Consider the following 15,222-nt stretch of genomic DNA (forward strand, 5'->3'; position numbering starts at 1 on the left):
ATGAACCGCAACCAGAAGAGAGAAGCCTTTCAGAAATTTCGCAAGCTAACTCCGGACCAGTTTTGGCGACAGATGAATGTTCTCCATAGCCGGGCATACGGCGCAGCCCAGAAGCATTACGAAGAGGCCATGGATATTGTTTTACAGCCGAAACAGAAAGCCGCGGTCATCGCCAAGGCACATCAGATCCGAGAACTTTGGGACGGTATGCGGGAGATTGAGACGAGCGAGACGGAGGCTGAGTTCTTCCGATCGGTCGAGGCAGGTGATCCTGGATGACATGGGTCAAGGATTTGATCAAAGACTATCGCAAGAGCCGCAGCATGATGATCAAGTACCGTGACTCTATTGACCCGCTGGCGGAGTGGCAGGAAGTCGATCTGGTGCAAACAACCGTCGCCAGCATGAACTACGCGATCGAGTGGATGCGGACCGGCAGACAGCCTTATTCGCGACGTGGCGTAGATCGGCGGAAAATCTATCACGAGCCCTATGTGCTAGACAAGGACCTGTTTCCGTCGTTGCAGGATCCAGAACCGGCAAATGAGCCGCGATACTCTTCCGAGGAGAGACGTATTGCGTTGGAGCTGATCAGGTCGATGACCGATCGAGAAAGAGATTGCTTCCTGCTTCATGCAGCACAAGGGCTGAGCATGGCAGCAATCGCCAAAGAGCTGAAAATATCTAAGCGAACAGTTCAGCAATCGATAGACCGGGCTAAGAAAAAAATCCCTGTAGCCCAATAGCGGCGCTTGATCTGAGCGTTTATGACGTACGAATGACGTACGAGGTCGCTATTAGTAGAGGGACATTTCTAGTTGTGCCCTACACGGCGAAGGCCGACATCAGCCCTAAATGGGCATTGGCACTTTTCTGTAAAATCGCCATCATATTGTGTGCAAACGATAGTTGACGATCGGAAGTGCCAGCAAATATCCGACAGGCGGTAGGCCGCCATATCTATTCGTTAGCGGCTACGTCCGCACATATAGCCGACAGCGAACGCAGGGACAAGCCTCCTGATGGATCGCTGTCGGTTATTTCGATATCTCTGACCGTAAGGTCATTCATTCGGCTGCATCGCAGGGTATTCCTCCACCCTTGTTTGCCGCGTATCGGGGCGGTGCGATGCGGCTCCCGAACCAATAGAGGTGATTCAATGCCCAGCAAACCAATGAGGCCATGCAACAAGATCGGATGCAACCAATTAGCACGAGAGCGGTATTGTGCAGAACATGCCTATATCACAGAACAGCAACGTGCCGAACGCCATAAGCACTATGACAAGCATCAACGTAATCAACAAGCAACAGCATTCTACCACAGCGTAGAGTGGGAGGCAGTAAGGCAAGAAGCTTTAACAAGAGACGTCGGACTATGCCAGGACTGCCTAATGGAGAAGAGAATAACAACGGCCGACGTCGTTGACCATATAAAGCCGATCGAATGGTTCTGGGAGTTACGATTAACCCTGAGCAATCTAAGGTCGCTATGCCATATGCACCATAACCGTAAGACGGCAGAAGACAAGAGGAAGTATGGAGGCATGGGTAATGGACAGAAGCGACAGTAGGATCGATCGTGTTACACACTGGCCTGATGGATCGCCAATCGGCAGTCCGCCTAATGGTGGTAGCTTGATAGTTAAACCTTGCATTCATGACTACAAGTTCTTGTACTCAGACTACGAAAGAAAAAGCGGTGGTTATGACGAAGGTTATAAGGTTACTTACCAACGGCTTGATCATTTCTTTTGTCGGCATTGTCTCGACCATAAGAACATTCTAACCAGGGAAGAGAAGCTGCCGAACACTTTCAAGCCACCAGTCTGGTTTAAGGGGTAGGGGGAGGGTCGAGAATATTAAGTCGGCTAGTTGAACACCGCGCCCCCACATTTGCACAAACTTTTTTCGTTTTTTGAAACTTTCCAACGTGATGCGGTAGTGATAATGGCAAACACGGGATAACAGGTTCCGGACTAGGGTGGAAACCAAATTCGGGGTTCGAGCTCCCGACCGCATCGGCACAATTAAACAGGAGGTGAGCCCTCATGGCAGGGAGAAACGCAAAGCCGATCAATTTGCATCTTGCAGAGGGCAATCCGAATCGGTTAACAAAAGAACAGATCAAAGCCCGGCAGGAGTCGGAGGTCAAACTCGGTGAGCTGGATCTAAAGAAACTCAAGAAACCCGCATTCGTTGCGAATGACAAGTCTGCTGCGAAAATCTGGAATGAGTTGATTAAGGAGTACAAGTCCGCTGCGGAACAAGGCGTGGAATTGTTGACCAGTTCTGATGTCGGTATGCTAGCAATGTATTGCAAGACGTTCAGTGAGTATGAACGATTAATCGACGCATATCAGAAGATTAGAGAAATCGAAATTGACGATATTGCATTCAGAGAGTTAATTAAATCGGCCGAATTCGCTAGCGAAGCAGAGGCAGAAGCGATGCGATACCTTTCGCAACTGGCTAGTCTTGAGGGAATTCTCAAAATCGAGACTGCGGTTAATAAGAAAATGGACATGCTTCTGAAAATGCAGGACCGCCTATTCCTCAATCCGTTAGCAAAGGTCAAAAACGTTCCGAAGCCGAAAAAAGAGGATAAGAAGTCTGCGATGGCGCAATTTATGAACCGGCGAGCTGGCGGCCATGGCACATGATAAGCAGAGAGCGCTTGATCCAATCGAGTTTATTCAGATGCTTCACGCCGTCGATGACTTTTACGGTCAACCTTTTATCTTACTCGATTGGCAATATGAGATTCTTTGGAACGTCTACGGGACCATAACCGACCGTGGTTATCGTCAATATCAATATGCTTATCTCGAAATTCCGAAGAAAAACGGGAAAACAAGCTTGATTGCTGCTGTTTCTCTCTACCATCTTGTATGCGATCCACCCGGCGGGCAGATTTATTGCTGTGCAGCCGACAAAGAACAAGCAAAGCTTGTTTATAAAGCTGCTGTTGGGATGATTGAACAAGAACCTGAGTTTGAAGGGATACTTAAGGTCACTGAAAGTTCCAAAGAGATAAAAAACGTACTAACCGGAACGGTAATGAAGGTATTATCCGCGGAGGCGTACACGAAGCACGGTATCAACCCAACGGTTGTAATTTTTGACGAGCTTCACGCGCAGCCTAACCGCGATCTATGGGATGTTATGACGTTCGGTGCCGGTGCAGCGCGGAAAGAACCGCTCTGGTGGGTTATCACTACGGCGGGAGATGACCCAGACCGTGGCTCTATAGGCTGGGAGCAACATGAGTATGCTAAACAGGTAAGAGACGGGGAGAAAGTAGATCCAACTTGGTATGTTAAAATCTACGGTATTCCGGAAGATGGCGAAGACGCCGAAGGTAATCAAATTGATATATTCGATGAAAAGCTATGGTATCAAGTAAACCCAAGCTTAGGACATACCATTGATATAGATGCAGTAAGAAAAGAGGCGCTAACCGCTCGTAATAAAGAGTCGGCAGAGCGTCTTTTTCGTTGGTTGCGGCTAAATCAATGGATCTCGCTGAAAAAGACAGGCTGGCAACCACTCACGCTATGGGACAAGACGGCAGGAGAATGGGGTCTAACTGATTTAGTTGGGAAGCGTTGCTATCCGGGGCTCGATTTATCCAGTACGACGGATATTACGGCTGCTTGCTACTTGTTTCCTCCGCAAGATGGGATTTCAGACTGGAGAGTCATCTTTGACGCTTGGATCCCAGAAGACAACATGAATGAGCGTGTCAAAAGAGATAAGGTCGCCTATGACAAATGGGTGAATCAAAAGCATTTGCTTACGACTCCCGGAGATGTCGTTGATTATGACTTTGTTCAAGCAAGGATTATCGCAGCCAGTAAGCAGTACAACGTGCAAACACTCGGTTCTGACCCATGGGGAAACAGATTGATTGCTCAGAAGTTAATGCAAGCAGGCGTTAACGTTATTGACATTCCTCAGGACATGAAAAATATGTCGCCAGCCATGAAACTTATCGAGCAGTTAATGAAACGAGGGTTAATGACACATGAAACCAACCCATTAGCTCGTTGGTGTTGGGGTAACATTGTCGTTGCAGTAGACGGAAACGAAAATGTAAAGCCCATGAAAAACAAATCGCGAGACCGCATTGACTTGATCGTCGCGATGATTAATGCAATGGCGACAGCAATGCTATTCGAGGAAATTGACATGAACTTTGGCGAGTTTGCCGAAGAAGATTTCCTGAATAAGCTCTGGGGATAACCGTTTATGCATTTGAGAGGAGGGGGTGCTGATGTGAATATAAGAGACTATGCAAGACGTTGGCTAGGAATTGGATCTGTAGAACAACGCGAAACTATCGAACTGAATGTTGACGATCGTCGGTTGCTTGAAGTTCTAGGAATCGATCCTGAAACTGTCAACGTGAAGGGTAAGAACGCCCTTAAAATTGATACGGTTTACTCATGCGTCAGGATCCTTTCTGAATCGGTCGCCAAGCTTCCAATGAAGGTCTACAAGGAAGATGAAAGTGGTGTACAAAAGGCAACATCCCATCCCGTCAATCAATTGCTAAAGTTACGGCCGAATCCGTACATGAGCGCTTATGATTTTTGGAAGTGCATCGAGGCGCAGAATGATCTTTATGGAAATGCTTACGCGTCGATAGAATTTGACCGCAATGGGCGTATCGTTGGACTGTGGCCTATGGATTCAACTAGGGTGAAGATTGTTGTCGATAACGACACCGCAGCAAGTGGAATTGTAACAAATCGATCAAGTGTTGGTTATCAGGTGAATTTAGGGTTTGAGCAAAGAAAACTCATGCCGCATGAGATTCTGCACTTTAAAGGCGGAATAACGTTAGATGGCATTGTCGGACTGTCACCTCTGGATTGTCTTAAGTCAACGCTTGAGAATGGTGGGTCTTCAAACCAATTCGTAAATAAGTTCTTTAAACAGGGCTTACAGGCACGTGGAATCGTGCAATATGTTGGCGACTTGGACGAGAAAGCGAAAAACACCTTCCGCGAAAAGTTCGAGTCCATGGCGAGCGGTTTGAACAATGCCCATCGAATCGCGTTACTGCCAATCGGCTATCAGTACCAACAAATCGCATTAAATTTAGCAGATGCGCAGTTCCTCGAAAACAGCCAGTTGACCATCCGGCAGATTGCAGCCGGTTATGGCGTCAAAATGCATCAGCTTAATGATTTGAGCCGCGCGACGCACACAAACGTTACCGAGACTCAGCGAGAGTTTTATACGGACACGCTTCAACCTAAGCTCACTGGGTACGAGCAGGAAATGACGTGGAAGCTGTTTCTTGATGATGAAATTGAAGCGGGAATGTATGTCCGGTTCAACGTGGACGCGATTCTGCGGGCAGATCTTAAAACGCGGTATGAGGCTTATCGAATTGGCGTACAAGGAGGATTCCTGACGCCCAATGAGCCGAGAGCGCTCGAGAACCTTCCTCCACAAGAGGGGGGAGATCGGTTGCTTGTCAACGGCAGTTACGTCCCGATAACGGAAGCTGGTAAAGCTTATGACACGAAGGGGGGTGATGGAACTGGCAAAAGAGACGAAGAATCCGACGAAGGAGATCCGGGCGATTCCGGTAACGCTTGAAGTCCGAGCAGCCGAAGGAGATGACGGAAAGCGGACCATCACCGGGGCGATAAAATACGATACTGATTCTGCTGACATGAGAGACTGGGCCGGGGATACGTTCGTTGAACAGATCGCGGCCGGCGCATTCACTGATAGCCTAAAGACACGCGGCGTCGTTGGGCTATGGAGTCATGACACTAGTCAAGTGCTTGGCAATACGAAATCCGGAACGCTCCGGGTTTTCGATGGCGCTAAGGAACTGCGGTTTGAATTAGACATACCGAATACAAGTGTCGGAAATGATGCTTGGGAGCTTATTCAACGCGGAGACGTAGACGGCGTGTCGTTCGGTTTCTCGGTACGGTCAAACGGGGCCAAATGGTCGCGCTTTGAACGCGAAGGGCAAAAGGTATACCGCCGAACGGTGCTTGATGCGGATCTATTCGAAATCAGCCCCGTAGCATTCCCGGCATATCCAAGCAACGAAGTTTCGGCAAGAAGTCTAGAAGATTTCAAGGCCGAAGAGGTTCGTGCTGAAATCGAATTCGAAAAAGAAAAGCTACTCATGGAGCTCGATCTAATGTGATCGGCTCTATTTATTTTCCCAATAAATCTACGAGGTGATCGAATTGACGAAAGAACTCCGCGCGTTGCTCCAAAAACTGGACACCGCAAAACAAGAAGTGCGTACGATGTTAGCCGAAGACAAGACAGCCGAAGCTAAGGATAAGATGACCGAGGTTCGCGCGCTGCAGGATAAAGTCGATCTGCAACGTGAACTGGAAGAAACCGAAGCTCGCGGGCTTGGCGGCAAGGAATTGGATGACAAAGGTGACGTCGAAGAACGCGATTTGAAGGAACTGGAACAGGAGTATACGGGCATTGTCCTTCGGGGGCTTCGTCGCCATTCTATCTCTTCCGAGCAGCGTAGCGTTATCGGAGAATATGAGCGCCGCGCGGTTATGAATGAAGGTGGCACAAATCCTGCAATTCCAGACGGCGACTCTGGCCTCGTTGTTCCGAAAGACGTGCAGACTCGCATTAATACGTTGATGCGCGAGTTTAACGACTTGTCGCAATTCGTTAACGTGCAGAACGTTAATACGCTGTCCGGTTCGCGCGTCTTAGAGAAAGACGAGGATATGACGGCATTTGCGGCCGTTGATGAGTACGGAAGTATTCCAAACTCGGACAACCCGAAATTCGTTCCAATCAATTACGCGGTCAAGAAGTACGCGGGCATCCTGCCGATCACGAACGAGCTGTTAGCCGATAACGATGCAGATCTTCTCGATTACGTTACCACTTGGATCGCGAAGAAGTCGACAGTCACGCGCAACACCCACATTGTGGCACTATTGAGGACGTGGACGGCTGTAGCATTCGCGAACCTTGCAGCGATCAACAAAGCGCTCAACGTGACGCTTGACCCCGCGGTCAGTGCAACAGCTATGATCCTGACCAACCAGGACGGTTACGATTGGTTGGACAACCAAGTAGACGGTAACGGACGACCGATTCTGCAAGACGACTTCACGCAACCTGGGCGAAAGATGTACAAGGGTCGTCCTATTGCTGTTATGTCCAATAGGCATTTGCCTAGCACGACTGGTGCTACGCCAAAGGCTCCGTTTATTGTCGGAAACCTTAAGCAAGCAGCCGTACTGTTCAATCGCCGGTTCTTTGAACTCGCCAGCACGAAAGAGGGCGGTGATGCGTGGAAACGCGACACGACTGACATGCGTACGATTGTCCGCCACGACATTAAGAAATGGGATGACAAAGCGCTCGTATTCGGCGAATTGTCGCTCTCGTAATATATGGGCGGGTTAATCCCGCCTTTTCTATTATTTCCGAATTGAGGTGAACGACGATGACTGAAAGAATTAAGAAGGAGCCGAACGCACCGGATAAACTTCTATTATCATCCCCAGGCGGGCATAAGTACGAATTGACTGTCGATGACTCCGGAAATCTGGGCGTTACGCTTCAAAAGGAAGTGAACGACGATGCCGATCCTAACGCCTGAAGAGGCGAAGAACTGGCTGCGTATCGACGGCGAAGATGAAGATTTAACAGTCCAGATGCTTGCCGCCGCGGCTGAGACCTATCTGCACAATGCGACCGAAGTAAGTTTCGACGAAACGAACAGTTTAGCAAAACTCTATTGCCTCGTTCTTTGCGCTGATTGGTATGAGAATCGGGAATTGATTGGTCAGCAACCATCTGAAAAAGTTCGGTTTACCGTCCAATCGATCATGACGCAGCTTCAAAACGCCTATGTACCTTCGCCGGAGGCGAGTAGCCCATGACGATCCTTGTAAACCGGCTGGACAAGCGGGTGACGGTTTATCGCCCTGCGGGCCCGACTGACGAATACGGAGAACCCCTGAATGATCCGATCGAGGTATGCAACATTTGGGCCGCCATTGAACCCCTTCAAGGCCGCGAATACTTCGCCGCGATGCAGGTCAATGCAGACGTGACGACCCGTATACGTATCCGCTACCGCGAAGGGATCGACCGGACGATGATCGTTAAATACGGCGATCACGAATTCGAAATCCTTTACGTTATCCATCCGCAATTTGCTAAGAAAGAGTTGCAGCTCATGAGTAAGGAGCGGCAATGATATGGCTCGAACTGACATCATCGGATTGCGCGATCTTGAGCGGAGCTTCCGGCAGCTTGGGCGTGTCCCGCAGACTGTAGCCACACAAGCCGCCCGAGCTGGAGCTTCGGTTGCGCGTAGTGCTGCAAAGAAGAACGCGCCAGTCGATACAGGTGACCTCAAAAAAGGAATCATCATGAAACGTGAGCGGAAGACGAAACAAGGTAAAGCCGTTTACGACATTATGATGGATCCGGCAATGAACGACGTTTTCGTGAAAGAGTCCAAGGAAGGTAAGCGGTCCTATTATCCGGCATCGCAGGAGTATGGCTTCCTAACGGCAGACGGCGGCTATGTACCTGGCTATCGGTACCTCCGAAGATCGATCGACGATAACAAAACCATGATCGAGAAAAAGACGCTTGAAAAGGCTGGCAAAGCAGTAGAGAAGATTCTTAGGGGAAGGTGATCGGGTGGACTTCGAATCCGCGTTAACACAAGAGCTTAAAACAATATCCACGCTAGGAAACCGAGTCTATCCGCTCACCGCACCGGAAGCTAACGCGAAAGGCGGCGTCCCTTATCTAATCTACGTGTCCAGCGAGGGAGAACGTCTGAAATCGCTCGGCGAAGGTTATCTCGAAGGCAAAGAGGTGCGGGCAGAGATTAACGTCATGGCGGATCGCTACAAGGACATGAAGGAGATCACGAAACAGGTGGTCGCCTTACTTGTGGGCATGGAACAACGGGTGATCGGCACGAACGGCCCTTTTATCCAAGAACTAACCTATAATCCTCCTGTCGAGCTCTATGAGGATAAACCGCAATTATACCGTTGCGTGATAGAATTCAATACATTTTTCGAGGGGTGAATGATTTGGCAAAACGCGCATTAGGTACAAAACTCAAAATTGGTCCATCTGCATCGGCAAAGGCGATCGGTAGTTTAACATCGATTTCTTCTCCATCTATGAGTCAGGAAACCATCGACGTTACCACGCTGGATTCCGCGGGTGAATACCGGGAGTTTATCGGCGGCTTTAAGGACGGAGGCGAAGTTTCGGCTTCCGGGTTCTTCGACCCACAAGACGAGGGACAAGCAGCCGTTTACGCTGCACTCGAAGCAAGCACGGACGAAGATTTCACGATCGAGTTCCCGGCTGCCATGGGCGCAAAGTGGGATTTCAAAGGCGTCGTAACAGCATACCAGACAACGGCAGAGCTAGAGGAAGCGATCGGCTTCGAAATCACGATCAAGGTATCGGGAAAACCGACGCTTACGATCACGCCGTAAGGAAATCACAAACAAGGCCGGGGCTAAGTGCTCCGGTCTATTTTGAATTGGAGGAATAGAGATGGCAACAAACAACAATGACGTTATCCTGATTCAACTCGACCGACCGCGGGAACTCCGCTTCGGTCACAAAGCATTGAAAAACTTAACCGCACTCACTGGTAAAAGTATCGAGAACCTAGAAGGTGACGGCGGATTTGATCTTGAACACCTCGAAAAGGTCATCTACTGCGGCCTTTTGTCTGACGCTCGGGCAAATAATGAAACCTTGGAACTGGAGCAAATGGAAGATTTGCTCGATCAAGCGCCAAGCTATCAGCATGTCATTGAGAAGATGCAAGCGCCTTCGCAGCAGCATTCGGTCCGTCTCCGGCGGGAAACGCGGGGAAGCCGGAGAGCCCAGTGAATGGGACTGGGAAGCGAGCTTAAAAGCGGCGTTACATATCGGGATTTCCCTTCGCGATTACAACGATATGACGCCGCATGAATTGAATCTGCATATTCACGCTTACGCCGAAAGGTCACGGCAACAAAGCGAGGAAGGTCTGACATTGGCTTATCTCACTGCATACTGGCAGCGCGTCAAGCGAATGCCGGACCTGCGGAAGTTGATCCAAGACTACAGACCGAAGAAGCAGAATGCAGACAAGGAACTGCTGGCGCAGATCAAGGCAATAAATGCCGCAATGGGCGGCGCGGTGAGAGAGAGCGGCACATAGCTGTTCTCTTTTCTATTTTCGGGGAAAGGAGACGGTTATTGTGGCGGTTGTACGAAATTTACTCGTCCGTGCAGGCGCGGACTTTTCGGCTATGAGACGCGAGATGGCAAGAGCCCAACAGTCTATACAAGCTTTCGGGCGCGGCGTAAATAAGGCGATGGCTGGAGTTACTGCGGCTTTTGCGGCTGTCGGAGTAGCCACAGGCATAGGCGCAGCGGTCAAGGAAGCTATGCTGTTCGAAGCGGCCCTGCAGCAGATAAATCGTTTGATGGGATCGAGTGCAAAAGAGTTTCAAAACTGGGCTAACGAGAGCGCATCGGCTTTTAGCATGTCGCGGTCGGAAGCGGTAAGGTATGGTGCGGTTTATGCGAACTTGCTAAGTACGTTTTCTTCCGGGACGGCTGACACAATGAGAAAAACGCAGGACCTATTAAAGGCATCTGCTGTTATTGCAAGTTCAACCGGACGTGATATGGGAGATGTCATGGAGCGGATCCGGTCAGGCTTGCTCGGTAACACCGAAGCGATCGAGGACTTAGGAATTAACGTGTATGTAAATTTGCTCGAAAGCACAAAGGCGTTTAAGGAGTTTGCAAATGGAAAGTCGTGGGACCAACTAGACTTTAACACACAGCAAACTATCCGATATTTCGCGATCCTTGAGCAAGCCGCAACCAAATACGGCCTTGAACTTGCGCAAAATACAACATCCCGACAGGCGGCGTTTACTGCTCAGCTTAAGGATGCGCAACTCGCGCTCGGGCAAGCATTCCTACCGATCTATAACGCTGTGCTTCCTGCGCTTACAAGAATGGCCGCTGCCCTTGCGAACGCTATGCGGTGGGTGGCGGCTTTCTCCAACGCTTTATTCGGTTATAAGAACGAAACCAAGAGCACCGAAGCTCAAACAGCCGCAGTAGGCGGTTTAGGCGATGCTTACGAAGAAGCAGGTAAACAGGCGAAGAAAGCGCAGAAGTCTGTCGCCGGATTTGATCAGGTAAACCTTGTCGGAGGGAAGTCCGGAGACGCCGGAGGAGGTTCAGGCGGATCCGCGGGCGCAGGATCGTCAGTCGGCGGAGCTGCCAGCGCGGCAATCAATGGCGGTTTAATTGGAGCCACGGATGAAGCCGCATCTAAAGCCGATGAGATGGCGAAACGGTTTAGAGGAGCCATTCAGGATGTCGTTGCCGACTTCAAGCGAGCCGCCGGGCTGATAAAGACGGCGTTAGGCCCTGCTCTCCAAGGTGCTTGGAATACTATCCAACCCGCGTTAACCAAATGGAAAGATTTCTTCCGGACAACCTTCGAGCAGATCGTCATCCTAGGTGAACCGTTGAAAAAATGGGTGATCACTGGGCTCGTACCTTTATGGCAGCAAGGGATCGGCGTTGCCGGAGAAGTTATGGCAAGATTCCTTGATTCGGGTGTCATGCAAGCGACAAGCTTTAGAGATGCTATGGTTCCCATTTTCTCGTGGTTCGTAACTGATGGATTACCCTTACTAACTGAGTTCACGTCTGGAGCTTTGGACGTATTCAATCAGCTTCATGCAACTACGAAAGCTGTATTTGACGACATATGGATGGGGATCATTACTCCCGCACTGAATATGATGAGTAAGATTGTCGTCGATGTTCTCAATGCTATCAAGGGTTTCTGGGATACATGGGGGAAACGGATCGTAGACAGCATTAAGGGATACTTACAGAGTGTTCGAGAGATTTGGGATGCGTTTTTTAATGTATATCTTAAGCCGTTTGTTACGAAAATTCTCGGTACCCTTTCGGAGCTCTGGGACAAGCACTTAAAAGGTTTGGTAACAGAGATCGGCAATTTTGTCGGTAAGCTAATTACAGCTGCTGCCGACATATTTAACAAATTCATCAAACCTATCATGGTTTTTCTCATTGAGAAACTTGGTCCAACTTTCACAGACATTATGACGATGATCGTCGATCGTATCGGGAGTGCAGTTGGTGGAATTGTAGATTTTGCAAAAGGCATCATCAAGGCACTTGGTGGCGTAGTCGAATTTATTGCGGGCGTATTCACGGGAGATTGGAAACGTGCGTGGAACGGCATCAAGGATTTTATGGGCGGAATCGGCGACGCAATAGTCGGAGTGTTTAAGGGTGCGGTTAACATGATCATAGATACCTTTAACTTTATGATCCGTCAACTAAACAAGGTTAAGATAGAAGTTCCTGAAGCTAACATTCCCGGAATTGGTAAAGTCGGTGGCGGAACGATCGGTATCAACATTCCAGAAATTCCGAAACTCGCTAAAGGCGGCCTAGCTTACGGTCCGACACTTGCAATGGTTGGTGACAACAAAGGCGCCGCGGCTAATCCGGAAGTCATTGCCCCCCTCTCGGAACTACAGGCGATGATCAACAATAGTAATGATAACCGCGATGTCGTATCCGTGCTCCGGCAGATTTTAAGAGCCGTAGAGCTAAGCGGACCGAGTGATCAAGCGACAATCAGTAAATCTGATCTCGCGCGTGCCGCACTGGCCGGTCAAAACGACCTGACACGCCGAGCCGGTCGAACATTAGCTATTACGTAAAGGAGGCGGCGGTATGCTGCTTAGAATTAACGGAGTTGAGATCGCCGCCTATCCAGCCCCGGGTGAGTTTAAGGTGACGATCCTTGACCTGGATGATGCAGATGCTACAACACGCACGGCGGACGGTACGTTTCACCGCGATCGGGTAGCCGTTAAGAGGCAAATAGAGATCGGATTCCCTGCGCTTCCGATGAATAAAATATCTGCAGTCCTGCAAGCGATGAGCAACCCGTTTTTTGATTTCTATTATCCCGATCCCATGGACGGAGGTTACGTAACCAAGCGCATGTACGTTGGCAACCGCCCGGCAGCCGTTCCGTTTGAGAAAGACGGCATCCTCTACTGGGAAGGTTTGCAAATGACCTTAACGGAGCAATAGCCATGTATCCAATTTCACCGCTATACGCGGACTATTTGAGGCGCAAAGATCGGGAGTTTTTAGTCAAAGCCGTCATTGCCGGGACGGAATATAGCAATCGGGTTATCGTAGATTTCGAGATTGAGAACAGCTTGGCGCTCGGGGAAGAATTCGAGATCGGGACGGCCATCCTGTCTAAACTGACGATCAAGCTCCGGACGAATGATGTTATTCCGCCTAATGCGAAGGTCGTACCGTATCTTGCCTTAGCGATGAATAACATTGCATGGCAAGACGCGAATTTTGCTTGGCAGGATGCCGACTTTCCATGGGTGGGCGGGTCGACTTCATGGCTACCACTCGGAGAGTTTTACGTCGATAGCCGAGAAAAGGTTAACGATGTTTGGGTGTTTACTTGCTTAGATAAGCTCGTCTTTGCGGATGTGCCGTATATCAGTTCGCTCACCTACCCGACGACGCAACAGGCCGTCTGGAACGAAATCTGTACGCGTCTTGGTTATGTATCGGACAGCAGCGTCGTCATTAACCCGGCGTATCAAATCCAAGCGGGTCCGGCTGGCTACAGCTATCGGCAGGTTATGGGATATATCGCGTCGGCTAACTCGGCGAGCGTGTTCGCAGGTAAGGATGGGAAGATTAAGTTTAAGAGATTCACAGCGTCGGAAACGCCCGTATTCGAGGTTACACGGACCGATTATGTCCGGGCAGTACAAACCAACCCAATTAAGACATACACGCGCGTCGTGGTCACGTACAACACGGAGGACGGGTTAACCTACGAAGCCGGTACCGGGGACGAGAACCACACGTTATATGTCGAGAATCCCTTTGCGACGCAGGCGATCACCAACAATCTTTTGGCGACGTTGAATGGAATCTCGTATCTTCCAATCTCCATGAACGCTATGGGTTACCCGCAGCTTGAACATGGGGATTGCATCGGCTTTACGGTAGACGAAGGGTTAACGTGGGAGAACGCCACAATCCCTTGGCAAGACATGAACGTCCCTTGGAGCGGACTTGTCCAGTACAAGACGTTTATCCTGCATAAGGTTTATAGCTTTAAGGGCGGGCTACGGATGACGTTGGAGGCACCGTCCAAAAGCGAGCAGAAATCCGAATTTGTCGTTGAGGGAACGCTGAGCCAACAGGTTAACCGACTTAATAACAACGCCGTTAAGCAGGGTAAATCCTATTATGGCGCGACGATTACCCGAACCGCGGGGCTTACCATTGAACGCGAAGACCACGCGAGCAAGGCCGTCTTTAACTCGGACGAGCTGACATTTTACAAAGGCAGTACCAAGGCCCTATGGTTCGACGTTCCGACAAGTACCTATAAGTTTACCGGAGTGATTGAAGCCTCCAGCTTCCGGGGCGGAGATATCGCGATCGGCAGCGGTAACAACATCTTTAAGGCGGATAGTAACGGTATATGGGCCGGACATGCGAACTTTGCATCTGCACCATTCTCGGTCAATATGTCCGGTCACATGAAGGCTGTCGGCGGGGAGTTCAGCGGTGACATTACTGCATCGATCATCACCGGAGGGCAGATTAATGGTTCGACGATTACAGGATCGTTGATTCAGACCGCTCAAGCAGGCGTATTCCCTAGATCAGAGATGAGCGTTTCCGGGGCGTATTTCGGAGCGTATGCCGCGGCGAATAAGTACATTATGATGTCGCCGTATTTCTATCAAGGTAGTGGAGTGGTTTTATCATTCAAAGACGGGTCGTACGAAACAACTGTATATCAAGATGGGCAATTGTTCGTTATAGGTGGAACTGACGTACAAATTGGCGGGGATGTATCTATCGGAAGTGAGCTGTTGGTGAATGATGCAAACGCTATTAGATTAGGTCCATGGACAACTTTAGGCGACGAATTGGCCGGCAAAGCCACATCGGGGATCAGTACTGGGCTTTCAGGCGGTCATAACCACGGTATTAGCGATACAGAATACATCCAACTGTATAACAGCGCAGGAACGCCTACTAGATTGCATAAGTGGGTTGCTGCAGCACAACATTCACACGCCCAAGTCTAAATGTG

At 49.7% G+C, this 15,222-nt stretch carries 19 protein-coding genes; all 19 read left to right on the forward strand.

Annotated elements, in window-relative coordinates; genetic code table 11:
* The 19 genes from FPL14_RS27415 (at window position 1) to FPL14_RS27505 (ending at window position 15,217) form a co-directional block, all read left to right on the forward strand.
* The gene (locus FPL14_RS27415; RefSeq protein WP_182300691.1) at window positions 1–279 is read left to right on the forward strand and encodes a hypothetical protein; all 279 of its coding nucleotides are present in this window, start codon (window positions 1–3) and stop codon (window positions 277–279) included.
* Entirely contained in the window at window positions 276–746 is a 471-nt protein-coding gene (locus FPL14_RS27420) for a sigma-70 family RNA polymerase sigma factor (protein ID WP_182300692.1), read from the forward strand. The genes FPL14_RS27415 and FPL14_RS27420 overlap by 4 nt, the downstream gene beginning before the upstream one ends.
* A gap of 428 nt (window positions 747–1,174) precedes the next feature.
* Entirely contained in the window at window positions 1,175–1,573 is a 399-nt protein-coding gene (locus FPL14_RS27425; protein ID WP_324617940.1) for an HNH endonuclease, read from the forward strand.
* A gap of 477 nt (window positions 1,574–2,050) precedes the next feature.
* Complete coding sequence (locus tag FPL14_RS27430) at window positions 2,051–2,662, forward strand: P27 family phage terminase small subunit (RefSeq protein ID WP_182300694.1); 612 nt, start codon at window positions 2,051–2,053, stop codon at window positions 2,660–2,662.
* Window positions 2,652–4,244: a terminase large subunit gene (locus FPL14_RS27435; RefSeq protein WP_182300695.1), complete on the forward strand. Its 1,593-nt coding sequence runs from the start codon at window positions 2,652–2,654 to the stop codon at window positions 4,242–4,244. The genes FPL14_RS27430 and FPL14_RS27435 overlap by 11 nt, the downstream gene beginning before the upstream one ends.
* Window positions 4,245–4,277: 33 nt before the next feature.
* Window positions 4,278–5,612, forward strand: a complete 1,335-nt coding sequence (locus FPL14_RS27440; RefSeq protein ID WP_229263692.1) for a phage portal protein — start codon at window positions 4,278–4,280, stop codon at window positions 5,610–5,612.
* The gene (locus FPL14_RS27445; protein WP_182300697.1) at window positions 5,548–6,180 is read left to right on the forward strand and encodes an HK97 family phage prohead protease; all 633 of its coding nucleotides are present in this window, start codon (window positions 5,548–5,550) and stop codon (window positions 6,178–6,180) included. The genes FPL14_RS27440 and FPL14_RS27445 overlap by 65 nt, the downstream gene beginning before the upstream one ends.
* Before the next feature lie 43 nt (window positions 6,181–6,223).
* A complete protein-coding gene (locus FPL14_RS27450; RefSeq protein ID WP_182300698.1) occupies window positions 6,224–7,411 on the forward strand; it encodes a phage major capsid protein in 1,188 nt (395 codons plus the stop codon).
* 56 nt (window positions 7,412–7,467) lie between these two features.
* Window positions 7,468–7,623 (forward strand): hypothetical protein, encoded by a 156-nt coding sequence (locus tag FPL14_RS27455; RefSeq protein WP_182300699.1) that lies wholly within the window; start codon window positions 7,468–7,470, stop codon window positions 7,621–7,623.
* Entirely contained in the window at window positions 7,604–7,906 is a 303-nt protein-coding gene (locus FPL14_RS27460; RefSeq protein WP_182300700.1) for a head-tail connector protein, read from the forward strand. Before FPL14_RS27455 ends, FPL14_RS27460 begins: the two co-directional genes overlap by 20 nt.
* Window positions 7,903–8,226 (forward strand): phage head closure protein, encoded by a 324-nt coding sequence (locus tag FPL14_RS27465; protein WP_182300701.1) that lies wholly within the window; start codon window positions 7,903–7,905, stop codon window positions 8,224–8,226. Before FPL14_RS27460 ends, FPL14_RS27465 begins: the two co-directional genes overlap by 4 nt.
* Before the next feature lies 1 nt (window position 8,227).
* On the forward strand, window positions 8,228–8,674 hold the full coding sequence (locus FPL14_RS27470; protein WP_182300702.1) for an HK97 gp10 family phage protein: 447 nt from the start codon (window positions 8,228–8,230) through the stop codon (window positions 8,672–8,674).
* A 4-nt stretch (window positions 8,675–8,678) separates the two neighbouring features.
* Entirely contained in the window at window positions 8,679–9,077 is a 399-nt protein-coding gene (gene gp17, locus FPL14_RS27475) for a tail completion protein gp17 (RefSeq protein WP_182300703.1), read from the forward strand.
* Entirely contained in the window at window positions 9,074–9,499 is a 426-nt protein-coding gene (locus FPL14_RS27480; RefSeq protein ID WP_182300704.1) for a phage tail tube protein, read from the forward strand. Before gp17 ends, FPL14_RS27480 begins: the two co-directional genes overlap by 4 nt.
* A gap of 61 nt (window positions 9,500–9,560) precedes the next feature.
* The gene (locus FPL14_RS27485; protein ID WP_182300705.1) at window positions 9,561–9,905 is read left to right on the forward strand and encodes a hypothetical protein; all 345 of its coding nucleotides are present in this window, start codon (window positions 9,561–9,563) and stop codon (window positions 9,903–9,905) included.
* A complete protein-coding gene (locus FPL14_RS27490; RefSeq protein ID WP_182300706.1) occupies window positions 9,820–10,218 on the forward strand; it encodes a hypothetical protein in 399 nt (132 codons plus the stop codon). The genes FPL14_RS27485 and FPL14_RS27490 overlap by 86 nt, the downstream gene beginning before the upstream one ends.
* A 157-nt stretch (window positions 10,219–10,375) precedes the next feature.
* Window positions 10,376–12,787, forward strand: a complete 2,412-nt coding sequence (locus FPL14_RS27495) for a phage tail protein (protein ID WP_182300707.1) — start codon at window positions 10,376–10,378, stop codon at window positions 12,785–12,787.
* Between the two features lie 13 nt (window positions 12,788–12,800).
* Window positions 12,801–13,166, forward strand: a complete 366-nt coding sequence (locus FPL14_RS27500) for a DUF6711 family protein (RefSeq protein ID WP_182300708.1) — start codon at window positions 12,801–12,803, stop codon at window positions 13,164–13,166.
* A gap of 2 nt (window positions 13,167–13,168) precedes the next feature.
* Window positions 13,169–15,217 carry a hypothetical protein gene (locus tag FPL14_RS27505; RefSeq protein WP_182300709.1) on the forward strand — a complete coding sequence of 683 codons (2,049 nt, stop codon included), beginning with the start codon at window positions 13,169–13,171 and terminating at the stop codon, window positions 15,215–15,217.
* The last annotated feature ends 5 nt before the right edge of the window (window positions 15,218–15,222 follow it).

Source organism: Cohnella cholangitidis (assembly GCF_014107495.1).
GTDB classification, from domain to species: Bacteria; Bacillota; Bacilli; order Paenibacillales; family Paenibacillaceae; genus Cohnella; species Cohnella cholangitidis.

Coding starts and splice junctions, on each gene's coding strand:
- FPL14_RS27435 (WP_182300695.1), top strand. CDS start 2,652: ATGGCACATGATAAGCAGAGAGCGCTTGATCCAATCGAGTTTATTCAG.
- FPL14_RS27465 (WP_182300701.1), top strand. CDS start 7,903: ATGACGATCCTTGTAAACCGGCTGGACAAGCGGGTGACGGTTTATCGC.
- FPL14_RS27430 (WP_182300694.1), top strand. CDS start 2,051: ATGGCAGGGAGAAACGCAAAGCCGATCAATTTGCATCTTGCAGAGGGC.
- FPL14_RS27470 (WP_182300702.1), top strand. CDS start 8,228: ATGGCTCGAACTGACATCATCGGATTGCGCGATCTTGAGCGGAGCTTC.
- FPL14_RS27415 (WP_182300691.1), top strand. CDS start 1: ATGAACCGCAACCAGAAGAGAGAAGCCTTTCAGAAATTTCGCAAGCTA.
- FPL14_RS27505 (WP_182300709.1), top strand. CDS start 13,169: ATGTATCCAATTTCACCGCTATACGCGGACTATTTGAGGCGCAAAGAT.
- FPL14_RS27420 (WP_182300692.1), top strand. CDS start 276: ATGACATGGGTCAAGGATTTGATCAAAGACTATCGCAAGAGCCGCAGC.
- FPL14_RS27495 (WP_182300707.1), top strand. CDS start 10,376: ATGGCTGGAGTTACTGCGGCTTTTGCGGCTGTCGGAGTAGCCACAGGC.
- FPL14_RS27425 (WP_324617940.1), top strand. CDS start 1,175: ATGAGGCCATGCAACAAGATCGGATGCAACCAATTAGCACGAGAGCGG.
- FPL14_RS27460 (WP_182300700.1), top strand. CDS start 7,604: ATGCCGATCCTAACGCCTGAAGAGGCGAAGAACTGGCTGCGTATCGAC.
- FPL14_RS27490 (WP_182300706.1), top strand. CDS start 9,820: ATGTCATTGAGAAGATGCAAGCGCCTTCGCAGCAGCATTCGGTCCGTC.
- FPL14_RS27485 (WP_182300705.1), top strand. CDS start 9,561: ATGGCAACAAACAACAATGACGTTATCCTGATTCAACTCGACCGACCG.
- FPL14_RS27500 (WP_182300708.1), top strand. CDS start 12,801: ATGCTGCTTAGAATTAACGGAGTTGAGATCGCCGCCTATCCAGCCCCG.
- FPL14_RS27445 (WP_182300697.1), top strand. CDS start 5,548: ATGGAACTGGCAAAAGAGACGAAGAATCCGACGAAGGAGATCCGGGCG.
- FPL14_RS27455 (WP_182300699.1), top strand. CDS start 7,468: ATGACTGAAAGAATTAAGAAGGAGCCGAACGCACCGGATAAACTTCTA.